Source organism: Aquimarina sp. MAR_2010_214, from assembly GCF_002846555.1.
GTDB lineage: Bacteria > Bacteroidota > Bacteroidia > Flavobacteriales > Flavobacteriaceae > Aquimarina.
In genome coordinates, this window is the sequence record NZ_PJMS01000001.1 from 4310458 (window position 1) to 4332940 (window position 22483).

Below are 22483 nucleotides of genomic sequence, written 5' to 3' on the forward strand. Positions count from 1 at the left end.
TATTTCAGAAGTTAAAATAAGAATCCCTTAGATAATCAGGATCTTACGATCAAAACTTATTCTATTACAACAGTTTTTGATAATTTTTTTGACCCCAAAATTACCTGCACTTGATAAAACCCTGAAGGAAGCCCTGATAAATTAACTTTTGTTTTACTTGAAGTCATTTTTTGTTTTTTTACTATTACACCATTGGAGTTAATAAGAGTTATTTGAGCCCCTATTAGTTTAGATGAAATAACAAATTGTTCTGGAGTTGGATTTGGATAAATAATGATATCGTCTATGGATTCAGTGATTAATCCAGATTTTGATCCTTTGATATTCACCGCATAATCCTCAACCTCTCCATAACCACTTGTCCCACAAGGAACTCTACTACTATTATTATAAGAAACTCTAATACGCATACCTGTAGTTCCTATAGATGCTCCTGATGGTACTGGAATTGAAATCGAAGCTGCTGAGGCGCTACTTTTTGATAATAAATATTGTTCACCTGCATCTTCAAAATCACCATCAATATTCCAATCAATCCATGCTGTTACTTCATTCTCATTACCATAGGGTTGACCAATAACTACCGATAATGCATAACTATTATTCTTAGCAACATCTGTAGATATATTTGTATAATCATGATAAGAATCTCTAGCTGAACTATTATCTATTGTTCCAAATTTAACCTTTGCAATATGCTCAGGCCCATTTGTAGCTTCTGCCGCACAATAAGTCGGTGGTGTTCCTCCACCAGTATTAGGATCTGTTGTAACTGTTAATACATTACTTGCTCCTGATACATTACCTGCTGCATCTTTAGCTTTGATGGTAAAATCATAACTTGTATTTGGCGTTAATCCTGATATTGTTGTTGTGGTACCATTTACCGAAGTAGAAAGGTTACTCCCGTTGTAAATATCATACGCTGTTACACCTACATTGTCTGTTGAGGCTGTCCAACTTAAACTTACACTAGTTTTAGTTTTTCCAGTAGAGACCAGATTAGATGGTGCTGTTGGTGCTTCAGAATCAGAACCAGAACCATTCTGAGCCAATAAAACTGCTTGATGCGCATCAATCAAACCATACCCCATCTGATTATTCCAAGTTCCATTTGGACGCCCTCCTGCAGTAGCATATGTATATGTTCCTACTTTCTGAGCGGATTTCTCGATAATATTATTTACCTCACTATATGTTAAGTTTGGATTAACGCTTAATATTAGTGTTGCTACTCCTGCTACTACTGGACATGCTGATGAAGTTCCGTTAAAAGTTTGCGTATAATCAGATGTAGAATATCCATTTGACCCCTGTCTATCTGTAGTTGGCATTTTTACTCCAGGAGCTACAATATCTAATTGGCTACCATAACAACTCCCCCACTGACTCTCTCCATCACAGGAGTTTGGGTTTTTACGTTCTGCGCAAGGGCTCATTGCTCCTACTATTAATAAATCTGGATTACTATTTCCTGGGTATCGAATATTTGTATTATTCTCATTACCCGCAGCAAAAACAATGACACAACCTTTTCCTCCTCTACCCTTAGTTAACGTATTTGTTATAGCATTATCTATAATGCTCGATGGCGCATATCCTCCCAAGAATTACTAATCACATCTGCTCCATTTTTCCATGCCCAATTAAAACCACTTGCTAATTGAGACGGGCTATCAGAAGATACAAGATTGATACTAATCGATATTAATTTTGAAGTAGGTGCAACACCCGAAATTCCTAAATTATTATCTTTAACTGCTCCTATAATACCTGCGCAAGCAGTTCCATGACTTCCTCTTACTGTAGCTGGGGATGTTCCGTTATTAGCATCAAACCCTGTTCCGTGAACATTAGCTTGTAAATCTGGATGATTCATTTCTAACCCATGATCATACACAGCTGTTTTGATACTTGGATCTCCGGTAGTTATGCTCCAAGCTTCCTCCATGTTGATATCAATTCCTGATGTTCCTCCATTCTGCCCTGTATTATTTAAAGACCACTGGTTATTATAGTAAGTATCATTCGAAGTTGCTATATTGTGATACATGAAAGCTGGTTCTGTACTCTCAAACCAACCTGTTTCATAAAAAATGTTAGCAAGCTGTAATGAATTTAATTTATTTTTGGATTTTACAGAAAGTGTAAACCAAAGCGGCATGTGCTTATCATGACCTAATACTTCTAGATTCATCTCTTTTGCTTTTTTATAGAGAATATCAATGTCGTTTTTATCTTTAAGTTTTACATAGAAATTATTTGACAGCCCTAAGTCTCCTCCACTCTTTGTTGTATATGTCGGAGAAGCCATTAAAATATTAGGTAATTTCTTATAAGATTCGATCTCTTTATAATAATCTGCTATAGTCATATTTTTGCTTGTAGACACTTCCATATAATAGCTTTTTACAGCTTTCTTAGAAGTTGCTTTAGCATCTAATGAAACTACAGTAGCTCTTGAATTATCTTCAATTATTTCTGTTATTTTTATTGAATTACTACGCAAAGATTTAAAAGAGTTAATAGAATTTTCTCCCTCAAATGAAATAGAAATAGTTCTAGTATCTATATCTAAAAAGAATTTTTCTCCTTTGTAGTAATAGAAATTATCTGATTGTTTTTGTCCAAAGACACTTACTGTAAAAAACAGTAACATCAATGGTGCTATTTTATATATTATGTTTTGCATGATGTTTGTTTGTTAAATTATTATTGAAGTAGTTTAAACTTTTTTAATTCTATACAAAAAAACAGTGTTTTTGACACTTCATAGCACTGCTATAAAGTGAGAAAAAGAAAGGGATTAAGTAAAAAAAGATATTTTTTACAGCGAATTAAAAAAAGTCAAATCACTTCATTCAAAAATAGATGCCTATTTTTAAATAAATATGTTTTATTTTTTGGTAAGACGAGAATTAAACGTAATGATACGCTTATCTAAATTATCTATAAAGCTAATTCCACTATTTTCAAAAGTAGTTTTATACTCTATTCAGCCAAATGGATATCGTGTTTATCCATTTCTTATTCGCAACTATAAAAGAAGAGAGAAAAGACTGTTAGTGTGCTTAAAATTTTCAGTTGAGTTTTCATTATTGTTTGATTTTTTGTGTTAAACTTATTTGTTTGTTTAAATTAAAATGTTGAGCTCTTATTAAAATTTGTTATTCAAAAGTAGAGATTAATTCAAATAAACAAATACGGCAAACACGTAATAAACAGATAGTTATGACTCTATTGTCATTATTGAATCAGGTAAATTACCTTTGATTTCCAATAACGCAACACTATTGCGTTATTGGAAATCAAAGGGTTAAACTAAAAAGAAGAATGTCGAAATTGGAGAAAATTTCAGAAGAAAAAACCAATACTGATTTAATCAAATTCAACCCTATTTAACACTAAATTAACTTTTAATTAACAAATCAACAAATCTTATTAGCAATAAATCAGTGCTATTTTGACGATATTGTAATTAACAAATCGATATTATATTAAAGTTTATGATCATTTATTTATACATTGAAACAAAAAAAACATTGTTCAACACTTTTTATACTAATGCTATTTGTGGTAGATCCTCATTTGTCTTCACGGGAACTTTTACCTATTTATAGAGAAGGTAATCGGAGTCATTTACAAATAGAAATAAGCAATAGTATTTACAGTAACTTTTACTTCACGAGAATGATTTTTACCTTTTAACGTAATTTTAGAATCTTGAGTTTGTGTTCCTGTGCCTACATTGGCATTTTATAAATAAAAACGTATTTTAATTAGGGAGTCCCTTCCTGTACATAGCATATCCTATCGTTGTAGAACTATTTTATAGGAGGGTAATTTCAAGTATAAGAAGTTTTTTAAATACTGTAGAATCCTATAAACTCATCCCAAAACCAAATGTAAATCGCAGCCCTTCATCACTAGAGAATAACCCTAACTGTCCTCCGATAGCATCCATAGCATTAAGCCATACACCACCACCTACAGAGTCATGCCATCGATCAGAATCTTCACTATCTAACCATACTCTCCCAATATCATAGCCTCCAAAAACTCCTAATTGTAGCGGTAATAAACCTGTTTTAAATGTATTAAAGCTATATCTTAAATCTCCACTAAATGCCAATGCGCTTTCACCAGTAAAACGTTCTTCTCTATATCCTCTCAATCCTTTAGTTCCCCCTAAATTGGCTCCTTGATAAAACTCGAAACCCTCTCCAATATTGATTTCTGCAATTACATCTGTTTTGAGCACTAGTTTTCGATCTCGAGTAATCGAATTATAAAAACCTAATCTTGGATAAATATATCCATATGTCCTATCCGTTTCTTCTACATTAGTTCTCACTCCTGTTTGTAATTTAAACAACATTCCTCTGCTAGGATTAATGTCATTATCATAACTTTCGAATTTATACATCAAGTCCAGATTTGTAAAATACTTTCTTTCGAAAAAAACAGGATCTATAGTTACAAAACCCAAGCCGGATGTAATGAATCTATCTTGTGTATCCTGCACCTCTATCCCTTCAAATGTTGTTTTTATTGAAAATTCGCTACCATAATTATTTCGTTTAGAAACCCCTAATCCAAACGACCAGATGCCCATCTTTACTCTATTGTAATCTAAGTCCAACTCCTCATCCGGATTAAAAGTACTGTTTCCGAATCCAAAAAAGTTTTGTGCAAAATTCTCACTTGTATATACAGCATCAATAAGGAAATTCCAGTTACCTAATGCTTTTACAAATTCTCCTGAGTATGATAAATCATAACCTTTTGTCTGAAAATAGTATGCTGCCCTAATTCTATGTTTACTATGATATGGATTATTTTTAAACCCATTTACCGTATACACATCTGTTACATTTATATTAATTCCGTCATCCGGATTAAAGCCAATAAATGGAGTTACTGTATTGGTTTTGCCGACATACCTATTGTAATCATAAACATTATAATCATAGATATTACTTAATATAAATTTTGCTCCGCCTTTTTTCTCTATCGTATTAGGTTTTGATTTATGATCATAGATTTTTATTTTCCTTCCATTTTCTATTGCATAGGTATCATTATTCTGACCTCCAATAATTCGAATTTTTATGAGATTACTTCCTTTTCCTTTTACAACAAATCGATCGTCATCATCTAATCCATAAATCCAAATTTCTTTAGTTTCTTTGGCTGTAAAGTTTCTACTACTATATGGTTTTTGTTTTTCATCTCCTTTTATTCTCGAAATCTCTATTGTTGTCTTCCCTCCTTCTTCTCTAAATATTTCAAAAAGATCATCTTTATCTGTTCCCTTAATAATGACATGTTTTGAAAGATATTTATAGTAGCGATTAGCGATATCTTCAATATTATCTCTTCTATGTTTAAGGTTTTCTTTTATTTGTTCTATTGTCTCATCCTGAAGGTTATTCGGGAGATTAGTAAATGCTTTTTCAATTGCGGCATCAGAAAGATTCTCTTTGATATATGCTGCTTGTTCTATCCATATATCTTTCCCTGAGTTCTGCGTTAATGTTCTATCTAGTGGTAGTCCTGATTGATTAATCCACCTCACTTTTTTAAGTTCTCCATCATATACCTGAAACTTACGTGCTAATGGAACCACAAATTTTATGACATCCAAAAGTATTCCATCATAATTAGAAAAAACCTGATCTCTATCTCTAGGGATGGGTCTATACTCTTTACCTTTTTTAGTATCAAAACGAGCCCATCTCCATTGATCAGAATGACGATCCCAATCTCCTAAGATCATATCAAAAAGCCTAGTTCTTATATAGTGCTCTTCGTCCATTTGGTATTTTTCGTCTTTCCTAAGTCTACTTAAGAGATCATCTGTGCTTTCGATATCTTCAGGTTTTCCAAAAGTAACTTCGTTTTCATATTCTTTACCCGGTCGTTCTTCTAGAAAATATATCTCATCACCAAAACTCTCATTGTATTTCCCCAATGCAGGGTGCTTCGGGATGTAATACAACTTCGGATTTGCATGATATACTCCTATAGCATCTGCCATTGTACCAACAGCTAAAAATGCATAAGGATAGCTAGACGTATAGAAATCAGAAAGGATATCTTCTGTAAACGTATCATTAAACCTGTCTTCGAGATGTGTATATTTAAATACTCCTTTCTGCAAAAACTGCGTAACACTTTTACGCATTGCTCTAAGGCTATACCTCTTTCCTTCTTTATCAATTAGACGTAGAGATCTTGTCACTTGTCCTCCTCCCTGTCTATCAACAGTGAAACCTCCCATCAAGGTATCTAAAGTAGCCACAGGAACTTTTATATCTGTTCCGTACACATATCTATAATGATCACCCCACATCGATTGATACAGTTTTGATTTTTTTACTTCACCTTTAGTATAAATTGAAGCTGAAACTTCTGATTCAAAAGAATTTTTAACAGCGCTAAAATCAAATTCTTTTTCCTTTTGGTGAACCTTGGTTTGATACACTAGTTTTGGATGACCATTATCGTTTCCAAAGAAGCGAACATTAGAAGAACCATCTTTATAGATATCTAATATTGCAAAGCCTTGTCCCGGATATGCAAACAGCCCATCTTTCCCTAAAGAAATTGATGAAACTTTGGATCCAGAACCTGATACAATTTGTTTTAACCCATCGTTATCAATATACTGCAAGGAATGTTCATGACCAGAAACAAAAACTACCCTGTCCAAATCTCTTGTCATTGTTGATAGTCTCCTCATTAATTTATTATAATGAACATTAGACAAATCTTGTGTAGAAATTCCTCCTTGTGATCGTATCTGAACGGCCAACGAACCCAATATCGGTAGGGGTATTTTCTTTTTTGAAGGAAAAATATGTTTATCAAAACTATATTTCCCTCCGTGAATACCATTAGTAAACATAGGGTGATGCATCGCAATAAGAATCGTTTTCTTACTATGCTTTTTTAATTCTCCCTCTACTTCAAGAAAGAATTTTTCACGAGTTTTAATTTCACAATTATCATTAATAGTAGGGTTCTTATCCCAATTAGCTAAATACCATTGCGTATCTAAAATCAACAGGTGTATCTTATCACTAATTTCTACACTCTCGATAGGGCAACCTTTTGCAGGTAAAAAGGCTTTTTTATTATTCGTTTTTTTGACCACATATCGTTCTTGTCTTCGTAAACCTTCTACCCCATTAGTATACCAATCATGGTTTCCCGGAATAAAAACAACATCTCCTCCAAAACCTTTAACTGCCTCAATTTGAGCATCAATTCTATGTTCTCCCAGAGCTCTTTCTGGAGATCCTTTTTTAGGCATTCCTTTTTGGTAAATATTATCTCCTAAAAAAATAAGGTAATCGTCTTTTGTTTTTGCAGTATCTAATACTTTTTTAAGGATTGAAAGTCCCTCTGTACTTTCATTCATTTTTGCATTTCCCGCATCTCCTACCAGATAAAATGTCTTTTCTACAATATTGTCAGGTAATGTTTGAGCAAAACTTTCGACTTTATATTGAGGAGTGTATGTTGCGCATGAACTGAGTAATAAAGCAACACAAATAATTAGAATCTTATTATATTTATTCATTGTTTGAAGTACAATCTCTTTTTTTTAATTATTTTGGTTATCGAAAAATTAAAAGTATGTCCTCTCTACTAGAAAAAACAGATCATTTCGTTTCAGAACTCTTTGAAAAAGAGCTCCCTAACTCTTGCATCTACCATAATTACGATCACACCAAAAGAGTATTTAAAAGTACAAAAGAAATTATTGATAACACTAATTTATCTGATGAAGATAAAGAGGTTTTACTACTTACCGCATTACTACATGACACGGGGTACTCTAAAAGCTCTAAAGACCATGAAGAATATAGTGTAGAAATAGCTAAAGATTTTTTGAGTCAACAAAATGTTTCTCAAGAGATTATAAACAAAGTTTCGGAACAGATTATGGCAACCAAAATGGAGCATACTCCCACTAATCTTATGGAAAAAATTATAAGAGATGCAGATGCTTCTCATTTTGCAAAAGACTATTATGGAGAAACAAGTGAGCTATTAAGATGTGAGTTTAAACTTAATGCTGTTAAAGATTTAACTCCCTCTGATTGGCTTAAAGCAAATATTGATTTGTTTCAAAATAAACATCAGTACTATACCGAATATGCGATTTCTCATTGGAAACCTAAAAAAGAAGAGAATCTTACCAAAATGCTTGAAGAACGATCTAAATTGAAAAAGGAAAAAAAACAGGAAAAAGAAAAAATAAAAAAATTATTGAGAGAAGAAAATCCCGAAAAAGGAGTACAAACTTTATTTAGAGTTACCTTAAGAAATCACATGAAACTAAGCGATATTGCTGACACAAAAGCCAATATTCTACTTTCTGTAAACGCTATTATTATATCTCTAGCACTATCAAATCTTATACCTAAGCTAGATAACCCTTCTAATCAATATCTGATATATCCAACTTTGATATTTATCATATTTTGTATTGCTTCTATAATATTATCTGTATTAGCAACACGTCCTAATGTAACAAGTGGAGAGTTTACCCGTAAAGAAATAGAAGAAAAGAAAGTAAATTTATTATTCTTTGGAAATTTTCATAAAATGCCATTAGATGAATATAAATCAGCAATGACAGATCTGATGAATGATAAAGAATATATCTATGATACTATGATAAAAGATCTTTACTTTTTAGGTAAGGTATTACACAAAAAGTATAAAATCTTAAGGGTTACATATACCGTATTTATGATTGGGATTATAACCTCTGTTATTTCATTTATTATTGCATTTAATTCACTGCAATAGTTTTTATAAATTGTTCTAATTAATTTCTTTCATCAAATCTTCATAGGTATAGTATTCTTTATCCTGCTCATTCTTGTGATAAAGAATATTAGCTCGCAATGCTTTTAAACCAGTAACTCCTTGTAAGTCATCTAATTCTACAATCTCAATTTCTTCTTCGAGATAATTCTTAGATTGCAAGAAATTGATGTATTTGATATATTCTCTCTCGTCAGAACGTTGCGAATATATAACTACCAACTTACCTTTTTCTGTTACTCGCTGATCTGTACCTTTTATTTTTGATTTATCAACACGCTTTTTCACAACTTCATATCTTGCATTATACGTACCATCAACATCAAATCTTTTTTCATCCATTCTAAACCTAACGGATAAAGATGAATTAAATACTAAAACCATAGAAGCAACATCCAATGCCATTGGCAAATCTTTTTTCATTTGATAATATGCATTTTCCATTTCACACATCATCTGTAATTGCCATAATCTAAGGTTATACAAATACACCTTATTGAAGCTTTCTTGTTTTGTAATCGATTCTCCGATATACATGTTATGTTCTACTCCATCAGACTTGAATCGTTCGAAGTAATGTGGATACATCCCTTGTGCTTCATCCTGCTTTTGATCTAATAAAGATGCCATCTTTTTATTGATAAGCATAACAGATTCATCGTATGCTTTACGATGTTTATAAACTGTTTTTATAACTTCATCCAACATGTTATCATATTGATCAATTAGCATATCGAGTTCAATACTCTTTTGTTTAAGATGTTTAAACAATGGTGTGATTTCTTTTTTTATAAAGTTTAAAATATTCTGCTCACTATCTACTTGTAGCTGTTCTATTATAGAATCAATATATCGATTTGTTCTATATCTTAATTGCTCATAAATAGGTAATGGATCCGATTCTATTACTTTATTAATTACTTTAGAAATTCCTTTAAGCTGCAACACCAAGTCTTTTTGTATTGCTTGGTTACGAGCATCAGAAGAGCCTTTTATATCAATTTGCCCATATAATGGGTATACATTTTCAAAAACGACTTCTCTAAATGAAACAGGGTTCTCATCTACTATGGCACACATGAACCGTTTTGCTTCTTGTTTAAATTTCCAATGTACACTAGGATGAATTGAGGTACATTCTTGTTGGATAATCAACTCTAGTTCATTCTCTGTTTTGGATTTAGAACGTAGGACAGAATCTACCAAATATGGCATAACATCCTGTAATTTATTAGCATTAATACTATTCAATTCATGAACATTAGGCGATACTATTTCTAAAATCCCTAATAATTTATTACCACTTTTTATAGGGGCAAGTATTGCACTATTAATACCTTGAGCTACCAGGTTCTTATACATGATTTGATCCTTAGCTAACTTTTGATATTTTTTCACATCAGAAATAGCAAAATACGTAGACTCTTCAAAAAGATAATGATATGTTCCATCGCATAGCGCCGACTCACAGCAGTCAGAATATTTATCAGACAAAATATAACTATCTATATCCTTAAAAGGTACTCTTTCTAATATTTCTTCTTCTGGATTGTAACTAGAAAAACCGACTTTAATTTCATATAAGTTAAATATCGCTCTAAAAATTTGTTGAAAACTACCAACAAAATCGCCTTTGGTTTTATCATATTTAATAAGGCTAGTTTTAAAATCAGACAATGAAACGTCTGTTGTAACATCAAACATATTAGCAATAACAACTCCCTTAAAAATCCAACTATGTGGTGGAAATTTTTCTTTCCAAATATCTACATTATCAAAGTTGTCTAATAGTTCTGCTACATCTTCATCGGTAATATCTTTGGCCTTATCTGTTTTTATAATATCTATAAAGTCTCCGTTATACATGATTCTATAATTCCTCATTATTCCCATAGCATCAGGAATATCATAAAAGAATGGTCTTCTAAAATCAATATTATATCCATAATAAATACTCAAAACCATACTACACCCCATGATATAATAATGCTTCTCATCAAAGTTTTTAATTTGAGGCTCGAAATCCATACCAGCTGCTGCTATTATATTCTGATAGCGTTTAGATGATTTTAAGACTGTATTATGAAAAGGAATTGTAGCAATTTTTATTTCATTTTGCTGTAGAATCTGTGCAAAAGAATCTTCTAATATTAAATCAATCTGTGGTAATAATTCACGTATTCGTTTTTCTTCTTTTATTCCATCTTCTAATTCAGGATATTCTTCTGCAATTTTTAAAACCCGAGAAGCTCTATCCTTAACAAATTCATTACCATTTTTGAATAATTCTCTGTAATGTTCAAAAAACTTTGAAAAGTTAATCGATATGTCTAATGGAAAATCTTGCTCTAAACCCCTCATGTCTGCTCTTTTCTTGTAGTTTACAAAAATAATACAAACCAAATTGTATAACTAGATATTAACAATTAATTAAACTCAAAATGTTAAATAAATAAGTCTACTTGGTTACTATATCTGACGAATACATCTACACCAATTTGGACAACAAATCAAAAAAATTGATTTTTGTATATCCTACATCATAAATTTTAAGTGTTATCTATATAAGATTAGACTAAAATTCATGCATTTTGTTACATAAAAGATACATATTTTCTTTTAATTCTATACTAATAATAAAATCCTCTTTAACAATTCTTTTTATCTACAACGTTAATTTTTGGAGTATATACTTTGGATTCTTTATTTTTACAATCAAATAATCCAAATTACTATGAAAAGAATTGCTTTGTTTGCTACTATTCTCCTACTTGTAGCTTGTCAAAAAGATCAAAAAGGGTATACTATTACTGCTGATACCGCTGGTTTTGAAGATGGAACTGTTGTTTATATTAATGCAATTAGTCAATCCAACAGGCCGATTATTATTGATTCTGTAAGCATACAACAAGATAAATTTCAAATTACTTTACCTCCTCCAGAGAATAATGACTTTAATTATTTGACTTTTAAAGATATTAGAGGAAATGTATTGTTTATGGCAGAGAACACTCCTATTGAAATGACTATTCATAAGGATAGTTTACGCTCATCTGTGATTAAAGGAGGTTCTGAAAATGAATTATTCTTTTCCTATATCAATACAATTAAAAGATATAGTGAAGAGAAATTAAACCTAAATAACCAATATCAAATTGCTTCAAAATTAGGAGAAACAGATAAAGTTGTTAAAATAGCTCTTGAAAGAAAGGAATTGATTGAAAAAGAAAAACAGTTTAGAAAAGGCATTACAGATAACGCCAATTCTTTGGTATCTATTATTGCTATTACAGAACTTTTAAACCTTAAGATGTTAACTGCTCAAGAAGCTAAACTGAAATTTGATCAAATTGACGATACGCTAAAACCTAGTAGATTGGGTAAAAACCTAAATATGCTTATCAATAATGCAGTATCTGCTTCAATGCAAAAGAAAATAGATGTTGGTGTCACTGCTGAAGATTTTTCTGCTCCAACTCCAGAAGGTAAGATGCTCTCTCTTAAAGAATCTATGGGTAAGATTACCATTATCGATTTTTGGGCTTCCTGGTGCAAACCTTGTAGAATGGAAAATCCAAATGTTGTAAAAGTATATAACAAATACCACGATAAAGGACTCAATATTATTGGAGTATCTTTAGATAAAAAACAAGAATCCTGGGCCAAAGCGATTGCAGATGACAATCTGGAATGGAACCATGTTTCTAATTTACAATTCTGGCAGGAACCTATTGCCAGAGCCTATGGTGTAAGATCTATACCTGCCACTTTTATCATTGATGAGAAAGGAAATGTAATTGCCAAAAACCTTAGAGGGCCTGCGTTAGAAAAGAAAATCTCAGAATTATTAGAGCAAAAGTCTCTTTAATTCAAAATATAGAATATGTATAAAAACGACCTCTTTAGGTCGTTTTTTTGTTATAGTTTCCCTAACCTTTGTAAGATAAAAAGAATAACAATTGGAACCGCTAATAAACCTATCATAAATAAGTTTTCCTGAAATAACCAAGGAGCCAAAATTAAAGTTATTACATACCCTCCAACAGCTCCTCCAAAATGAGCATCATGACCTATATTACCTATTTTGTTTTTCATTCCGAAAATAGAATATAGTAAATACCCAATACCAAAGATGTACGCAGGAATTGGAATTGGAATAAACATCAAATACAAGCTCATATCCGGTCTAAATAAAATACCTGCATATATAACTCCAGAAACCGCACCACTCGCTCCTACCGCACTATAATGATATTCATCCTTATGAAAAAACAAGGAAAATAAATTCCCCATTAAAAGACTACCAAAATATACTATTAAAAACTTGACGTTACCAAAGAAACTAACAACGACAGGTGCAAAAAAATAAAGCGTAAACATATTAAAGAACAAATGCATCATATCTGCATGTAAAAACCCCGAAGTTAGCATTCTCAAATGCTCTCCTCTTCTTATCCCCCCAATATTAAATTTATATTTCTCAAAAAACGAAAAGTCATTAAATCCTTTTAATGACATTAATATATTAGCCCCAATAATTATAATTATGACAATATCAAGTGTCCCCATACAATTGTAATTTTGTCCAAATATACTATATATTTTCACCTCAAAAAACCCAGCTAAACTATCGCTTTCTTATTAGCAAAAGTTTATGATAAAAAAAATCGGAAAATTTTATATTTGTGTCCTTTATTTAACTTCATCAATGCAATTATTTGTATATCGTATAATCTATCCAATACTATGGATGATATCCAGGTTACCCTGGCGATTATTATACCTTTTATCTAGTGCTGTTTATATTTTGGTTTATCATATTATAGGCTATAGAAAAAAGGTTGTTACAAAAAACCTAACATTAGCTTTTCCTGAAAAATCTATTGATGATATTTATAAAATTCGTAAAAGGTTTTATAAACATATGTGTGATATGTTTCTCGAAATGGTCAAGAGTCTTTCTATTTCTAAAGAAGAAATGACTAAAAGATTTACAATACTAGATTCACATACTTTCAAAGAAATACAAGCTCAAAATAAAAGTATTATTGTATTAATGGGACATTATGCAAGTTATGAGTGGGCAATTGCTGCTCAATTTATAATGGATTTCCCTATAGTTGGGGTATACAAAAAAATTAAAAACAAACATTTTGATCAATTAGCACATCGTATAAGAGGTAGATTCGACACAAGACTTATAAGACATCGTAAGGTGATTAAAGAAATTACCCGAGATAAAATACATGGTAAATTATGTGCCTATGGTTTATTATCTGATCAATCTCCTAAATTAAAAAACGCACTATATTGGACTGATTTTATGAACATTAAAATTCCTGTCATTACAGGAGGCGAAGTATTGGCCAAAAGGCTAGATATGCCGGTAATGTATTTAAAAGTAGAGAAAGTAAAACGAGGGTATTATCAAGCTAAATTTATAAAGATTACCGATGATCCTAAAAAATGTAAGGACCATTTCATCACAAAAACCTATCTCTCCTTATTAGAAAATCAAATCAAAGAAAAACCTGAGTATTATTTATGGACTCATAGACGATGGAAACATCGTGATGCAAAAATCCCTAAAAGCGCAATAGTAGACTAAATCACAATGATTATGTGTTTTATTACTATATAATTACTCCTTTTTTTAATGCTATCGTTTACTTTTGGTTTTTTAACAAAAATACCATTATTTTCGTGAATCAAACCCTGCCCTTTTATGCAATTAATTATCTATAAATTAGTTTACCCTTTTTTATGGTTTATTTCAAAATTACCATGGAAGCTTTTTTATGCCTTTTCTACATGTATTTTTTTTCTGGTCTATTATGTTTTTAGGTATCGAAGAAAAACTGTAACTCAAAATCTGAAGTTGGTTTTCCCAAAAAAAACTTTTCAAGAAATAAAAAAAACACGAAAAGAGTTTTATCAACATATGTGTGATATGTTTCTCGAAATGATCAAATCGATATCCATTTCAAATGAAGAAATGAAAGAACGATTTAAGGTTACAAATATTGAAAAACTACACGAATTAGAGGAGAAAGGCGAAAATATAATGATACTCATGGCTCATTACGCAAGTTATGAATGGGCAAATGTAATTGATATACAAACAAATTTTCAAGCAGTTGGAGTTTATAAGAGGATAGGAAATAAGTACTTCGATAGATTGGTACATCGAATCAGAGCTAGATTTGGTTCGAGAGTAATTGGCACTAAAGATGCTATGAAAATAATTACAGAAGATCAATCTAAAGAGGGGTTGTACATGTATGGGTTAATTTCTGATCAATCCCCAAAGCTATATAAAGCAACTTTTTGGACTGATTTTATGGGAATTAAGGTACCTGCTTTTTTAGGCGCAGAAGTATTATCAAAGCGACTGGGACTAAATACATATTATCTACAAGTTGAAAAAATAAAAAGAGGATACTATGAAGCTACTTTTGTTACTCTAACAGAAGACTCAAAAAACTGCGAAGATTACTCAATTATAAAAAATTATCTTAGATTACTAGAAAATCAGATTTATAATAAACCACAATATTATTTATGGTCTCATAAACGTTGGAAACACCGTAATGAAACTATTCCTGAAGGTGCCACTGTAGATTAAAAACACGTATTAATCTACAGATTATTAAATAAGCTTACCTTTATGCGTTTTTAACTACACTAAACTCACTTATGCAATTAATTATATACTACTTAGTATACCCTATAATATTGGGCATCTCTAAACTACCCTGGCGATTATTTTATGCATTTTCTACCTGTGCATATATTTTGGTATACTACATTATTAGATATAGAAGAAAAACAGTAATTGAAAACTTACAACTAGTCTTCCCCGAAAAGTCAAAAAAAGAAATTCAGAATATCAGTAAATCATTTTATAAACATATGTGTGATATGTTTTTGGAAATGACAAAATCACTTTCGATTTCCAGAGAAGAATTAATAAAACGTTATAAGGTTGTAAATCTGGATGAATTTCACGAATTCGAAAGAAAGAATAAAAGTATAATTACATTAATGGGACATTACGCTAGTTTTGAATGGTCTAATGCTGTAGATCTGGTATCACTAAACCCATGTGTAGGAATCTATAAACAAATAGAAAACAAATATTTTGATCGTCTTGCACATCGTATCCGAGGTCGTTTTGACTCAAGGCTTATCCCTAGTCATAAAGTTGCAAGACAAATCATTAAAGATAAAAAGGAAGGTACTGTATGCGGTTACGGAATGATTTCTGATCAATCTCCAAAAATTTACAATGCAAAATATTGGACAGATTTTATGGGTGTCAAAGTTCCTATATTCTTAGGAGGTGAGTTCTTAGCACAACGACTTGATGTTATTGTATTATACCTTCATGTAGAAAAAGTAAAACGAGGACATTATGAAGTAAGATTTATCCCTATCTCTGAAAACAGTAAAGAAGAAGAGCCATATTTCATCATAAAGAAATATCTTCAATTACTTGAGAATCAAATCCGAGAAAAACCAGAATATTATCTTTGGACTCATAAACGATGGAAACATCGTAATGAACCTATTCCAGAAGGAGCTATAGTAGACTAATGCCTCCATCAGGGAATGGGAAGAACCCCCTATTAAACAAAGACTTTGGTGTTTTTATAACTTTAGATTTTCAAGAGTTATAATATTACTAAGTTATTTTCAGCACTGAGTTTTAGCCGGCTTAAGTCTGAACACAGACCTATCTGCTTCAAGCCGAAAGTAGTTTAGTTGAAACCAAAATTCTAAGGCATTTTTAAAGTGGTATAAGATTGCTCTTTGAGGAACTGCAACCCTTATTATAGACATCTATAGATAGTAACTTATATAAAGGAGAAATAAGTTTTATTATTCCCAAAAAATGTTTTTCACGGAATCCAGTGTATTTTAGAATTTAAAAACATCGCAAATTACAATGTTGAATATAAAAAGCAATAAAATTCATAAAAGCCACACATACTGCGATATTATGTATACTGCAGTTTTGTGATTACTGTAACTTCTTATAGAAAACATACAGTTGATAAACGATGTTGCTAAATTCTGAAACAACAGTAAATATTTATCAATCAAAATGTTACATTTCAACTATACCATAAATAAATAATCAATGATAAAAATTATAACAGGACTTTTTTTTCTTTTAACATCAAGCCTCCTTGCGCAAGAACAAACAGTAGGTTTTAAACTAAATGACTCTACTACATTATCATTTACAACAAAACCCTTTGACCCATCTCATAAAAAGTTCCAATATTATGATGAAACACATCCATATTCTATTGATGGCAAACCTATATTTGGAACAGATGCCAATATGCCAAAACATGAATTAGTAAAAGCAATATTACAGATAAATGAAACAGAATATAATCTTCAGGTTGATACTATGTATGACCCTGGTATCGAGAAAGAAAACATGCATCGGTTTAAAATTATCAAAACCGGTCCTATGCTCTCTTTAAAAGCAAGATTCTCTGATGGCGCAGGAGGGTATTTGGCAGAATGGGTTATTATTATAGGAGGAAAAAGCATTAGAACAATGTTAACTAATGACGAATTGGCCTATTCTTATTTTGCTGATTACTAAACCCGATTCACACCAATCTTTTGCACATTATCAAAAAGACACCAAGTTTCTAAGAGGCGATTACTGATTGAGACACTCTTAAGACTCATTGCAATACATGATTTACCTGAAAAAGAACATGATAATTATGAGGTGTTTTACAGGTAAATCATGTATTATAAATAGTTCTATATCCCTGCTATTTCTTTTAAAGTAATGATTGTATCTTCTGCCAAAGAATCTGCTTTTTCTTGGCTTAAGGCTTCGGTATAGATACGAATAATAGGCTCTGTATTACTTTTACGTAAATGAACCCAGCAATCTGCAAAATCTACCTTTACTCCATCTACAGTAGACACCTCTTCTGAAATATGTTTTGAATGAAACCCTTTTAAAATACCGTCAACATCTAAGTCAGGAGTCAATTGAATTTTATTTTTACTCATAAAATAAGAAGGGTAGCTATCACGTAATTCGCTTACACTGCATTTCTTTTCTGCCAAATGCGTAAGAAATAAGGCTACTCCTACCAGAGAATCTCTTCCATAATGTGATTCTGGATAAATAATACCTCCGTTACCCTCACCACCGATAACTGCATTATTTGCTTTCATCAACTCTACTACATTAACCTCACCTACTGCACTTGCTTCATAATTACCATTATGCTTTTGTGTTACATCTCTTAATGCTCTACTTGATGATAAATTAGAAACCGTATTACCATTAGTTTTCCCTAAAACAAAATCAGCACAAGCGACTAATGTATATTCTTCTCCAAACATTTCTCCGTTTTCGCTCATAAAAGCCAAACGATCTACATCAGGATCAACTGTAATTCCCATATCTGCCTTCTCCTTAACTACTAATTCAGACAAATCTGTCAAATGTTCTTTTAATGGTTCTGGATTATGAGGGAAATGCCCAGTAGGCTCACAGTATAACTCAATAGTTTCTACTCCCATTTTCTTAAGTAACCCTGGTATTGCAATACCCCCTGTAGAGTTAACCGCATCTACAACAACTTTGAAACCGGATTTGCTCACCAATTCTGCATTTACCAGAGGTAGGTTTAATACTTCTTCAATATGTTTATCAATATATGTATCATTCACAGTGATGCTTCCCAAATCATCAACCTCTGCAAAAACATATTCATCATTTTCTGCTATACTTAAAATCCTTTTTCCATTCTCTGCATTCAAGAATTCACCTTTATGGTTAAGTAATTTTAATGCATTCCATTGTTTTGGATTATGACTAGCTGTAAGTATTATTCCTCCATCTGCTTTTTCTAAAGGTACAGCAATCTCTACTGTAGGTGTCGTAGAAAGCCCTAAATCAATAACATGAATTCCTAATCCAACCAAACTATTCATCACCAGTTGTTGAATCATAGATCCAGAAATTCTGGCATCACGACCTACCACAACAGTTGGATGATCTACATTCGTTTCATTTTTTAGCCAACTTCCATAAGCCGAAGCAAATTTTACCGCATCTACTGGGGTAAGATTATCACCAACTGTTCCTCCAATTGTTCCTCTAATCCCTGAAATTGATTTTATTAATGTCATATTTTTTGATTGATTTTTCTATTTCGAACAAATGTACAAGATATGACATACAGCAACAATTTAATAGGTTAGAATTTTATGAATACATATAAGTTTTTTCAGGAATTAATGATTCACAAAAAGTATTTAGTTATCTTATATAATAATTTAATGCATCATAGTTTATTTTCAACTATTTCAATACACCCTTTATCCGCCATAGTTACGTAGAATGTGCCAAAATCATTACTAAATGTAATATTCGTAGGTTTGCTTCCTTTGAGTTTTATTTCTTTTAAGAGTTTCCCTTTTGGAGATAATATCACTACGGTACCTTTATCATACCTGCATACATACAGGTTTCCTTTACTATCACATCGCATCCCATCAAGGCCAAAATCATCAAAAGAATACAATAGCTTTTTATTTAGTACCGTACCATCATTCTGAATATCATAGACCCATATTTTTCGTTGAACAGACTCGTTAACATACAATTTTCCTCCATCGGGACTTACTTCTATTCCATTGGTAGTTCCCATATTGCTTTCAAGTTTTTCAAACCCTTTACTACGAGTTATTTTCCAAATATTACCTGTACCATTTTTCCAATTTGGGTCACTGGCATAAATAATTCCAGACGGTGAAATAGCGATATCGTTAGGTTGATTTGCATCTGGATGATGAGCAAAAACTGAAATCTCCCGAGTATCCATGTCTACCATCAAAATATTATGATTTGTATAATCTGCGACATACATTTTATCCTGTTCCCCGAATCTAATTCCGTTTCCTATACTTCCATCGGGAAGTTCTAAAAACAATGATAGTCTTCCATCTGGAGTAATTTTCCCTATCGTTCCTTCTTTTTGATAATTAACAGCATAAATATTACCTCTAAAATCTGTTGCCGGGCCTTCAATACCACTAGTAAATGTGTTCGGGATTGTAAAATCTTTACTCGTTATTTCTTTAGTACATGATAAATGCAAAACAACAATTACAAAAGAAAGAGAAAACACAATATATCTCATGATTTAAGTTTTTAGGTATACCATCAAAAATAATTTATTTTAACCGTTAAACTTTCATTTTTTTTACGAGCGATACTTTTTATCATACAAACGACTACTATTAGTCGATATTAATATTTAAAAAATCGTATTTTAACCCAATGAATTTTCTAGCCCACATTTATCTTTCTGGCGAAGACCCTGAACTCAAAATAGGTAATTTTATCGCTGATTCTGTCAAAGGGAAAAAGCAGTTACTACAATTCCCTACACGTATACAACAAGGAATTACCTTACATCGTAAAATTGACTCATATACAGATAGTCATTCTATTGTTAGACAAAGTGTATCCAGGCTATTTCCTAAATACAGGCATTATAGCACTGTGATTGTAGATGTTCTTTATGATCATTTTCTAGCAACTAATTGGAAAGAATACTCTGACATTCCTCTTGAAACGTATGTCGCAGAATTTTATGATTTATTACATGAATACCATGAAGTCTTACCAAAACAGATTCAAAATTTCATGCCATATATGATTAAGGACAACTGGCTTCTTAGCTATGCTACTATTCCAGGAATTGGTACAATATTATATCAAATGAATCAGAGAACAAAAAATAGATCTAAGATGAATTTTGCTGTCATCGAACTCGAACAATATTACTCTGATTTTGACAAGGAATTTCGTTCTTTTTTTGAAGAATTAGAACTTTACACTAAAAATGAAATAAGAATATTATGAAAATAAAATCTATTAGACATTTATTTTACATCTCATTACTTATCTTAAGTTTTTCATGTAAAACCAATACTGAACCAAAACAAGAGATTGAACCAGTTGTTGGTCTTGTTACGCAAAAAGCCATGGTAGTTTCTGCCCGGGAGGAGGCTTCAAAAATTGGAGCAGATATTATGAAAAAAGGAGGAAATGCTTTTGATGCTATGGTTGGTACAGCAATGGCTTTGGCGGTTACTTACCCTGTAGCAGGAAATCTGGGTGGTGGTGGATTTATGGTATACCGAAAAGCTAATGGAGAAACAGGGGCTCTAGATTATAGAGAAAAAGGACCTCTAGCTGCTACCAAAGATATGTACCTGGATGATAAAGGAGAGTTTATTCCTAAAAAAAGCCAACTAGGAGCTATGGCTGTTGGTGTCCCCGGAACCATTGCTGGTATTTTTGAAGTACATAAAAAATTTGGAACCTTACCTATAGAAGATATACTTACTCCTGTGGTAGAATTGGCAAAAAGAGGTTTTGTGATTACCGAAAAACAAGAAAGACGCTTTGCAAATTATGAAGATTTATTCTATGAAGCCAATGAAGATACAATTCCTATTCTTAGAGGTTATAAAGCCAATGACACCTTAAAAAACATAAAACTAGCCGAAACGCTCGAGAGAATCATAAAAAATGGAGTTGATGAGTTATATAAGGGAGAATCGGGTGAAAAATTAGTTAATTTCATTCAGTCAAAAGGTGGTATCATCACTATGGATGATTTGGCAAAATACGAGGCAAAATGGCGTAAACCGATACAATTTCGGTATAAAAATCTCAATATAACTTCTATGTCACCACCTTCGAGTGGCGGTATATGTCTTGCTCAAATCATGAAGATGATCGAACCTTATGACTTAAGCAGTTATGGTCATAATTCTCTTAAAAGTATACAGGTAATTACGGAAGCAGAGCGAAGGGCTTATGCAGATCGTAGTTTCTATTTGGGTGATCCTGATTTTGTAAAAATCCCGGACGACACTCTTATTAGTGAATCTTATCTTTCTGATCGTATGCTGGATTTTAGTTTTGATAAAGCTACATTGTCTTCAGATATAAACTGTGGAATTATTCCTGGATATGAAAGTGATGAAACTACCCACTACTCTATAGTAGATCAGTTCGGAAATGCAATTTCGGTAACAACAACACTTAATGGAGCTTATGGCTCGAAATTGTATGTCCCAGAATTAGGTTTCTTTCTAAATAATGAGATGGATGATTTTAGTGCCAAACCTGGTGTCCCAAATATGTTTGGTTTAATAGGCGCAGAAGCCAATGCTATTGTCCCCGAAAAAAGAATGCTGAGTTCTATGACTCCTACAATTGTAGAGAAAGATGGAAAGTTTTGGATGTCTGTTGGTACCCCTGGCGGATCAACAATTATTACTTCTGTGTTACAAACTATTTTGAATGTATCAGAATATGGGATGACCATGCAAGATGCAGTTAATGCTCCTCGTTTTCATCATCAATGGTTGCCCGATGTAGTAGTGTTTGAACCAGAATCATTTGATAATGATTTATTAGATGGCCTACGGCAAAAAGGGTATCAAATCAATGAAGAAGATTCTAAAATTATAGGGAAAGTAGATGGTATTCTTGTTCTCCCAGATGGAACATTAGAAGGTGGCGCTGATAAAAGAGGCGATGATACTGCAGTAGGATTTTAACATATAG

General features: G+C 31.9%; 15 protein-coding genes. 8 read left to right on the top strand and 7 right to left on the bottom strand.

Annotated features, from left to right (window positions below; all coding sequences use genetic code 11):
- Positions 1-56: 56 nt before the first annotated feature.
- The 3 genes from ATE84_RS18660 to ATE84_RS18670 form a co-directional block, all read right to left on the bottom strand.
- Entirely contained in the window at positions 57-1607 is a 1551-nt protein-coding gene (locus ATE84_RS18660; RefSeq protein ID WP_101449399.1) for a GEVED domain-containing protein, read from the bottom strand.
- Positions 1577-2692: a S8 family serine peptidase gene (locus ATE84_RS26750; RefSeq protein WP_101449400.1), complete on the bottom strand. Its 1116-nt coding sequence runs from the start codon at positions 2690-2692 to the stop codon at positions 1577-1579. The genes ATE84_RS18660 and ATE84_RS26750 overlap by 31 nt, the downstream gene beginning before the upstream one ends.
- A gap of 1188 nt (positions 2693-3880) precedes the next feature.
- Positions 3881-7588 carry a metallophosphoesterase gene (locus ATE84_RS18670; protein WP_101449401.1) on the bottom strand — a complete coding sequence of 1236 codons (3708 nt, stop codon included), beginning with the start codon at positions 7586-7588 and terminating at the stop codon, positions 3881-3883.
- 56 nt (positions 7589-7644) lie between these two features.
- Here ATE84_RS18670 and ATE84_RS18675 point away from each other — a divergent pair, with 56 nt between their 5' ends.
- Positions 7645-8826, top strand: coding sequence for a Pycsar system effector family protein (locus tag ATE84_RS18675; protein ID WP_101451095.1), 1182 nt, complete (start codon positions 7645-7647; stop codon positions 8824-8826).
- Between the two features lie 15 nt (positions 8827-8841).
- Here ATE84_RS18675 and ATE84_RS18680 read toward each other — a convergent pair whose 3' ends face one another.
- The gene (locus ATE84_RS18680) at positions 8842-11205 is read right to left on the bottom strand and encodes a GAF domain-containing protein (protein WP_101449402.1); all 2364 of its coding nucleotides are present in this window, start codon (positions 11203-11205) and stop codon (positions 8842-8844) included.
- Positions 11206-11578: 373 nt separating this feature from the next.
- Here ATE84_RS18680 and ATE84_RS18685 point away from each other — a divergent pair, with 373 nt between their 5' ends.
- A complete protein-coding gene (locus ATE84_RS18685) occupies positions 11579-12712 on the top strand; it encodes a TlpA disulfide reductase family protein (RefSeq protein WP_101449403.1) in 1134 nt (377 codons plus the stop codon).
- A gap of 50 nt (positions 12713-12762) precedes the next feature.
- Here ATE84_RS18685 and ATE84_RS18690 read toward each other — a convergent pair whose 3' ends face one another.
- The gene (locus ATE84_RS18690) at positions 12763-13413 is read right to left on the bottom strand and encodes a rhomboid family intramembrane serine protease (protein WP_101449404.1); all 651 of its coding nucleotides are present in this window, start codon (positions 13411-13413) and stop codon (positions 12763-12765) included.
- A gap of 139 nt (positions 13414-13552) precedes the next feature.
- Here ATE84_RS18690 and ATE84_RS18695 point away from each other — a divergent pair, with 139 nt between their 5' ends.
- From ATE84_RS18695 to ATE84_RS18710, 4 genes are all read left to right on the top strand, one after another.
- Positions 13553-14452 (top strand): lysophospholipid acyltransferase family protein, encoded by a 900-nt coding sequence (locus ATE84_RS18695; protein WP_101451097.1) that lies wholly within the window; start codon positions 13553-13555, stop codon positions 14450-14452.
- 117 nt (positions 14453-14569) lie between these two features.
- Complete coding sequence (locus ATE84_RS18700; RefSeq protein WP_101449405.1) at positions 14570-15469, top strand: lysophospholipid acyltransferase family protein; 900 nt, start codon at positions 14570-14572, stop codon at positions 15467-15469.
- A 71-nt stretch (positions 15470-15540) separates the two neighbouring features.
- On the top strand, positions 15541-16440 hold the full coding sequence (locus ATE84_RS18705; RefSeq protein ID WP_101449406.1) for a lysophospholipid acyltransferase family protein: 900 nt from the start codon (positions 15541-15543) through the stop codon (positions 16438-16440).
- Between the two features lie 547 nt (positions 16441-16987).
- Entirely contained in the window at positions 16988-17467 is a 480-nt protein-coding gene (locus ATE84_RS18710) for a hypothetical protein (protein ID WP_101449407.1), read from the top strand.
- A gap of 167 nt (positions 17468-17634) precedes the next feature.
- Here the strand turns inward: ATE84_RS18710 and glmM are convergent, their stop codons facing one another.
- Positions 17635-19023, bottom strand: coding sequence for a phosphoglucosamine mutase (gene glmM, locus ATE84_RS18715; RefSeq protein WP_101449408.1), 1389 nt, complete (start codon positions 19021-19023; stop codon positions 17635-17637).
- Positions 19024-19178: 155 nt separating this feature from the next.
- A complete protein-coding gene (locus tag ATE84_RS18720; protein WP_101449409.1) occupies positions 19179-20036 on the bottom strand; it encodes an SMP-30/gluconolactonase/LRE family protein in 858 nt (285 codons plus the stop codon).
- 140 nt (positions 20037-20176) lie between these two features.
- On the opposite strand from ATE84_RS18720, the gene ATE84_RS18725 reads away from it, so the two are divergent.
- A complete protein-coding gene (locus tag ATE84_RS18725) occupies positions 20177-20764 on the top strand; it encodes an ACP phosphodiesterase (protein WP_101449410.1) in 588 nt (195 codons plus the stop codon).
- Positions 20761-22476 carry a gamma-glutamyltransferase gene (ggt, locus tag ATE84_RS18730; RefSeq protein ID WP_101449411.1) on the top strand — a complete coding sequence of 572 codons (1716 nt, stop codon included), beginning with the start codon at positions 20761-20763 and terminating at the stop codon, positions 22474-22476. Before ATE84_RS18725 ends, ggt begins: the two co-directional genes overlap by 4 nt.
- Positions 22477-22483 lie beyond the last annotated feature (7 nt).

Excerpts from the sequence above, each read along its gene's own strand:
- ATE84_RS26750 (WP_101449400.1), bottom strand. The coding sequence starts at position 2,692 with ATGCAAAACATAATATATAAAATAGCACCATTGATGTTACTGTTTTTT.
- ATE84_RS18670 (WP_101449401.1), bottom strand. The coding sequence starts at position 7,588 with ATGAATAAATATAATAAGATTCTAATTATTTGTGTTGCTTTATTACTC.
- ATE84_RS18675 (WP_101451095.1), top strand. The coding sequence starts at position 7,645 with ATGTCCTCTCTACTAGAAAAAACAGATCATTTCGTTTCAGAACTCTTT.
- ATE84_RS18680 (WP_101449402.1), bottom strand. The coding sequence starts at position 11,205 with ATGAGGGGTTTAGAGCAAGATTTTCCATTAGACATATCGATTAACTTT.
- ATE84_RS18685 (WP_101449403.1), top strand. The coding sequence starts at position 11,579 with ATGAAAAGAATTGCTTTGTTTGCTACTATTCTCCTACTTGTAGCTTGT.
- ATE84_RS18690 (WP_101449404.1), bottom strand. The coding sequence starts at position 13,413 with ATGGGGACACTTGATATTGTCATAATTATAATTATTGGGGCTAATATA.
- ATE84_RS18695 (WP_101451097.1), top strand. The coding sequence starts at position 13,553 with ATGCAATTATTTGTATATCGTATAATCTATCCAATACTATGGATGATA.
- ATE84_RS18700 (WP_101449405.1), top strand. The coding sequence starts at position 14,570 with ATGCAATTAATTATCTATAAATTAGTTTACCCTTTTTTATGGTTTATT.
- ATE84_RS18705 (WP_101449406.1), top strand. The coding sequence starts at position 15,541 with ATGCAATTAATTATATACTACTTAGTATACCCTATAATATTGGGCATC.
- ATE84_RS18710 (WP_101449407.1), top strand. The coding sequence starts at position 16,988 with ATGATAAAAATTATAACAGGACTTTTTTTTCTTTTAACATCAAGCCTC.
- glmM (WP_101449408.1), bottom strand. The coding sequence starts at position 19,023 with ATGACATTAATAAAATCAATTTCAGGGATTAGAGGAACAATTGGAGGA.
- ATE84_RS18720 (WP_101449409.1), bottom strand. The coding sequence starts at position 20,036 with ATGAGATATATTGTGTTTTCTCTTTCTTTTGTAATTGTTGTTTTGCAT.
- ATE84_RS18725 (WP_101449410.1), top strand. The coding sequence starts at position 20,177 with ATGAATTTTCTAGCCCACATTTATCTTTCTGGCGAAGACCCTGAACTC.
- ggt (WP_101449411.1), top strand. The coding sequence starts at position 20,761 with ATGAAAATAAAATCTATTAGACATTTATTTTACATCTCATTACTTATC.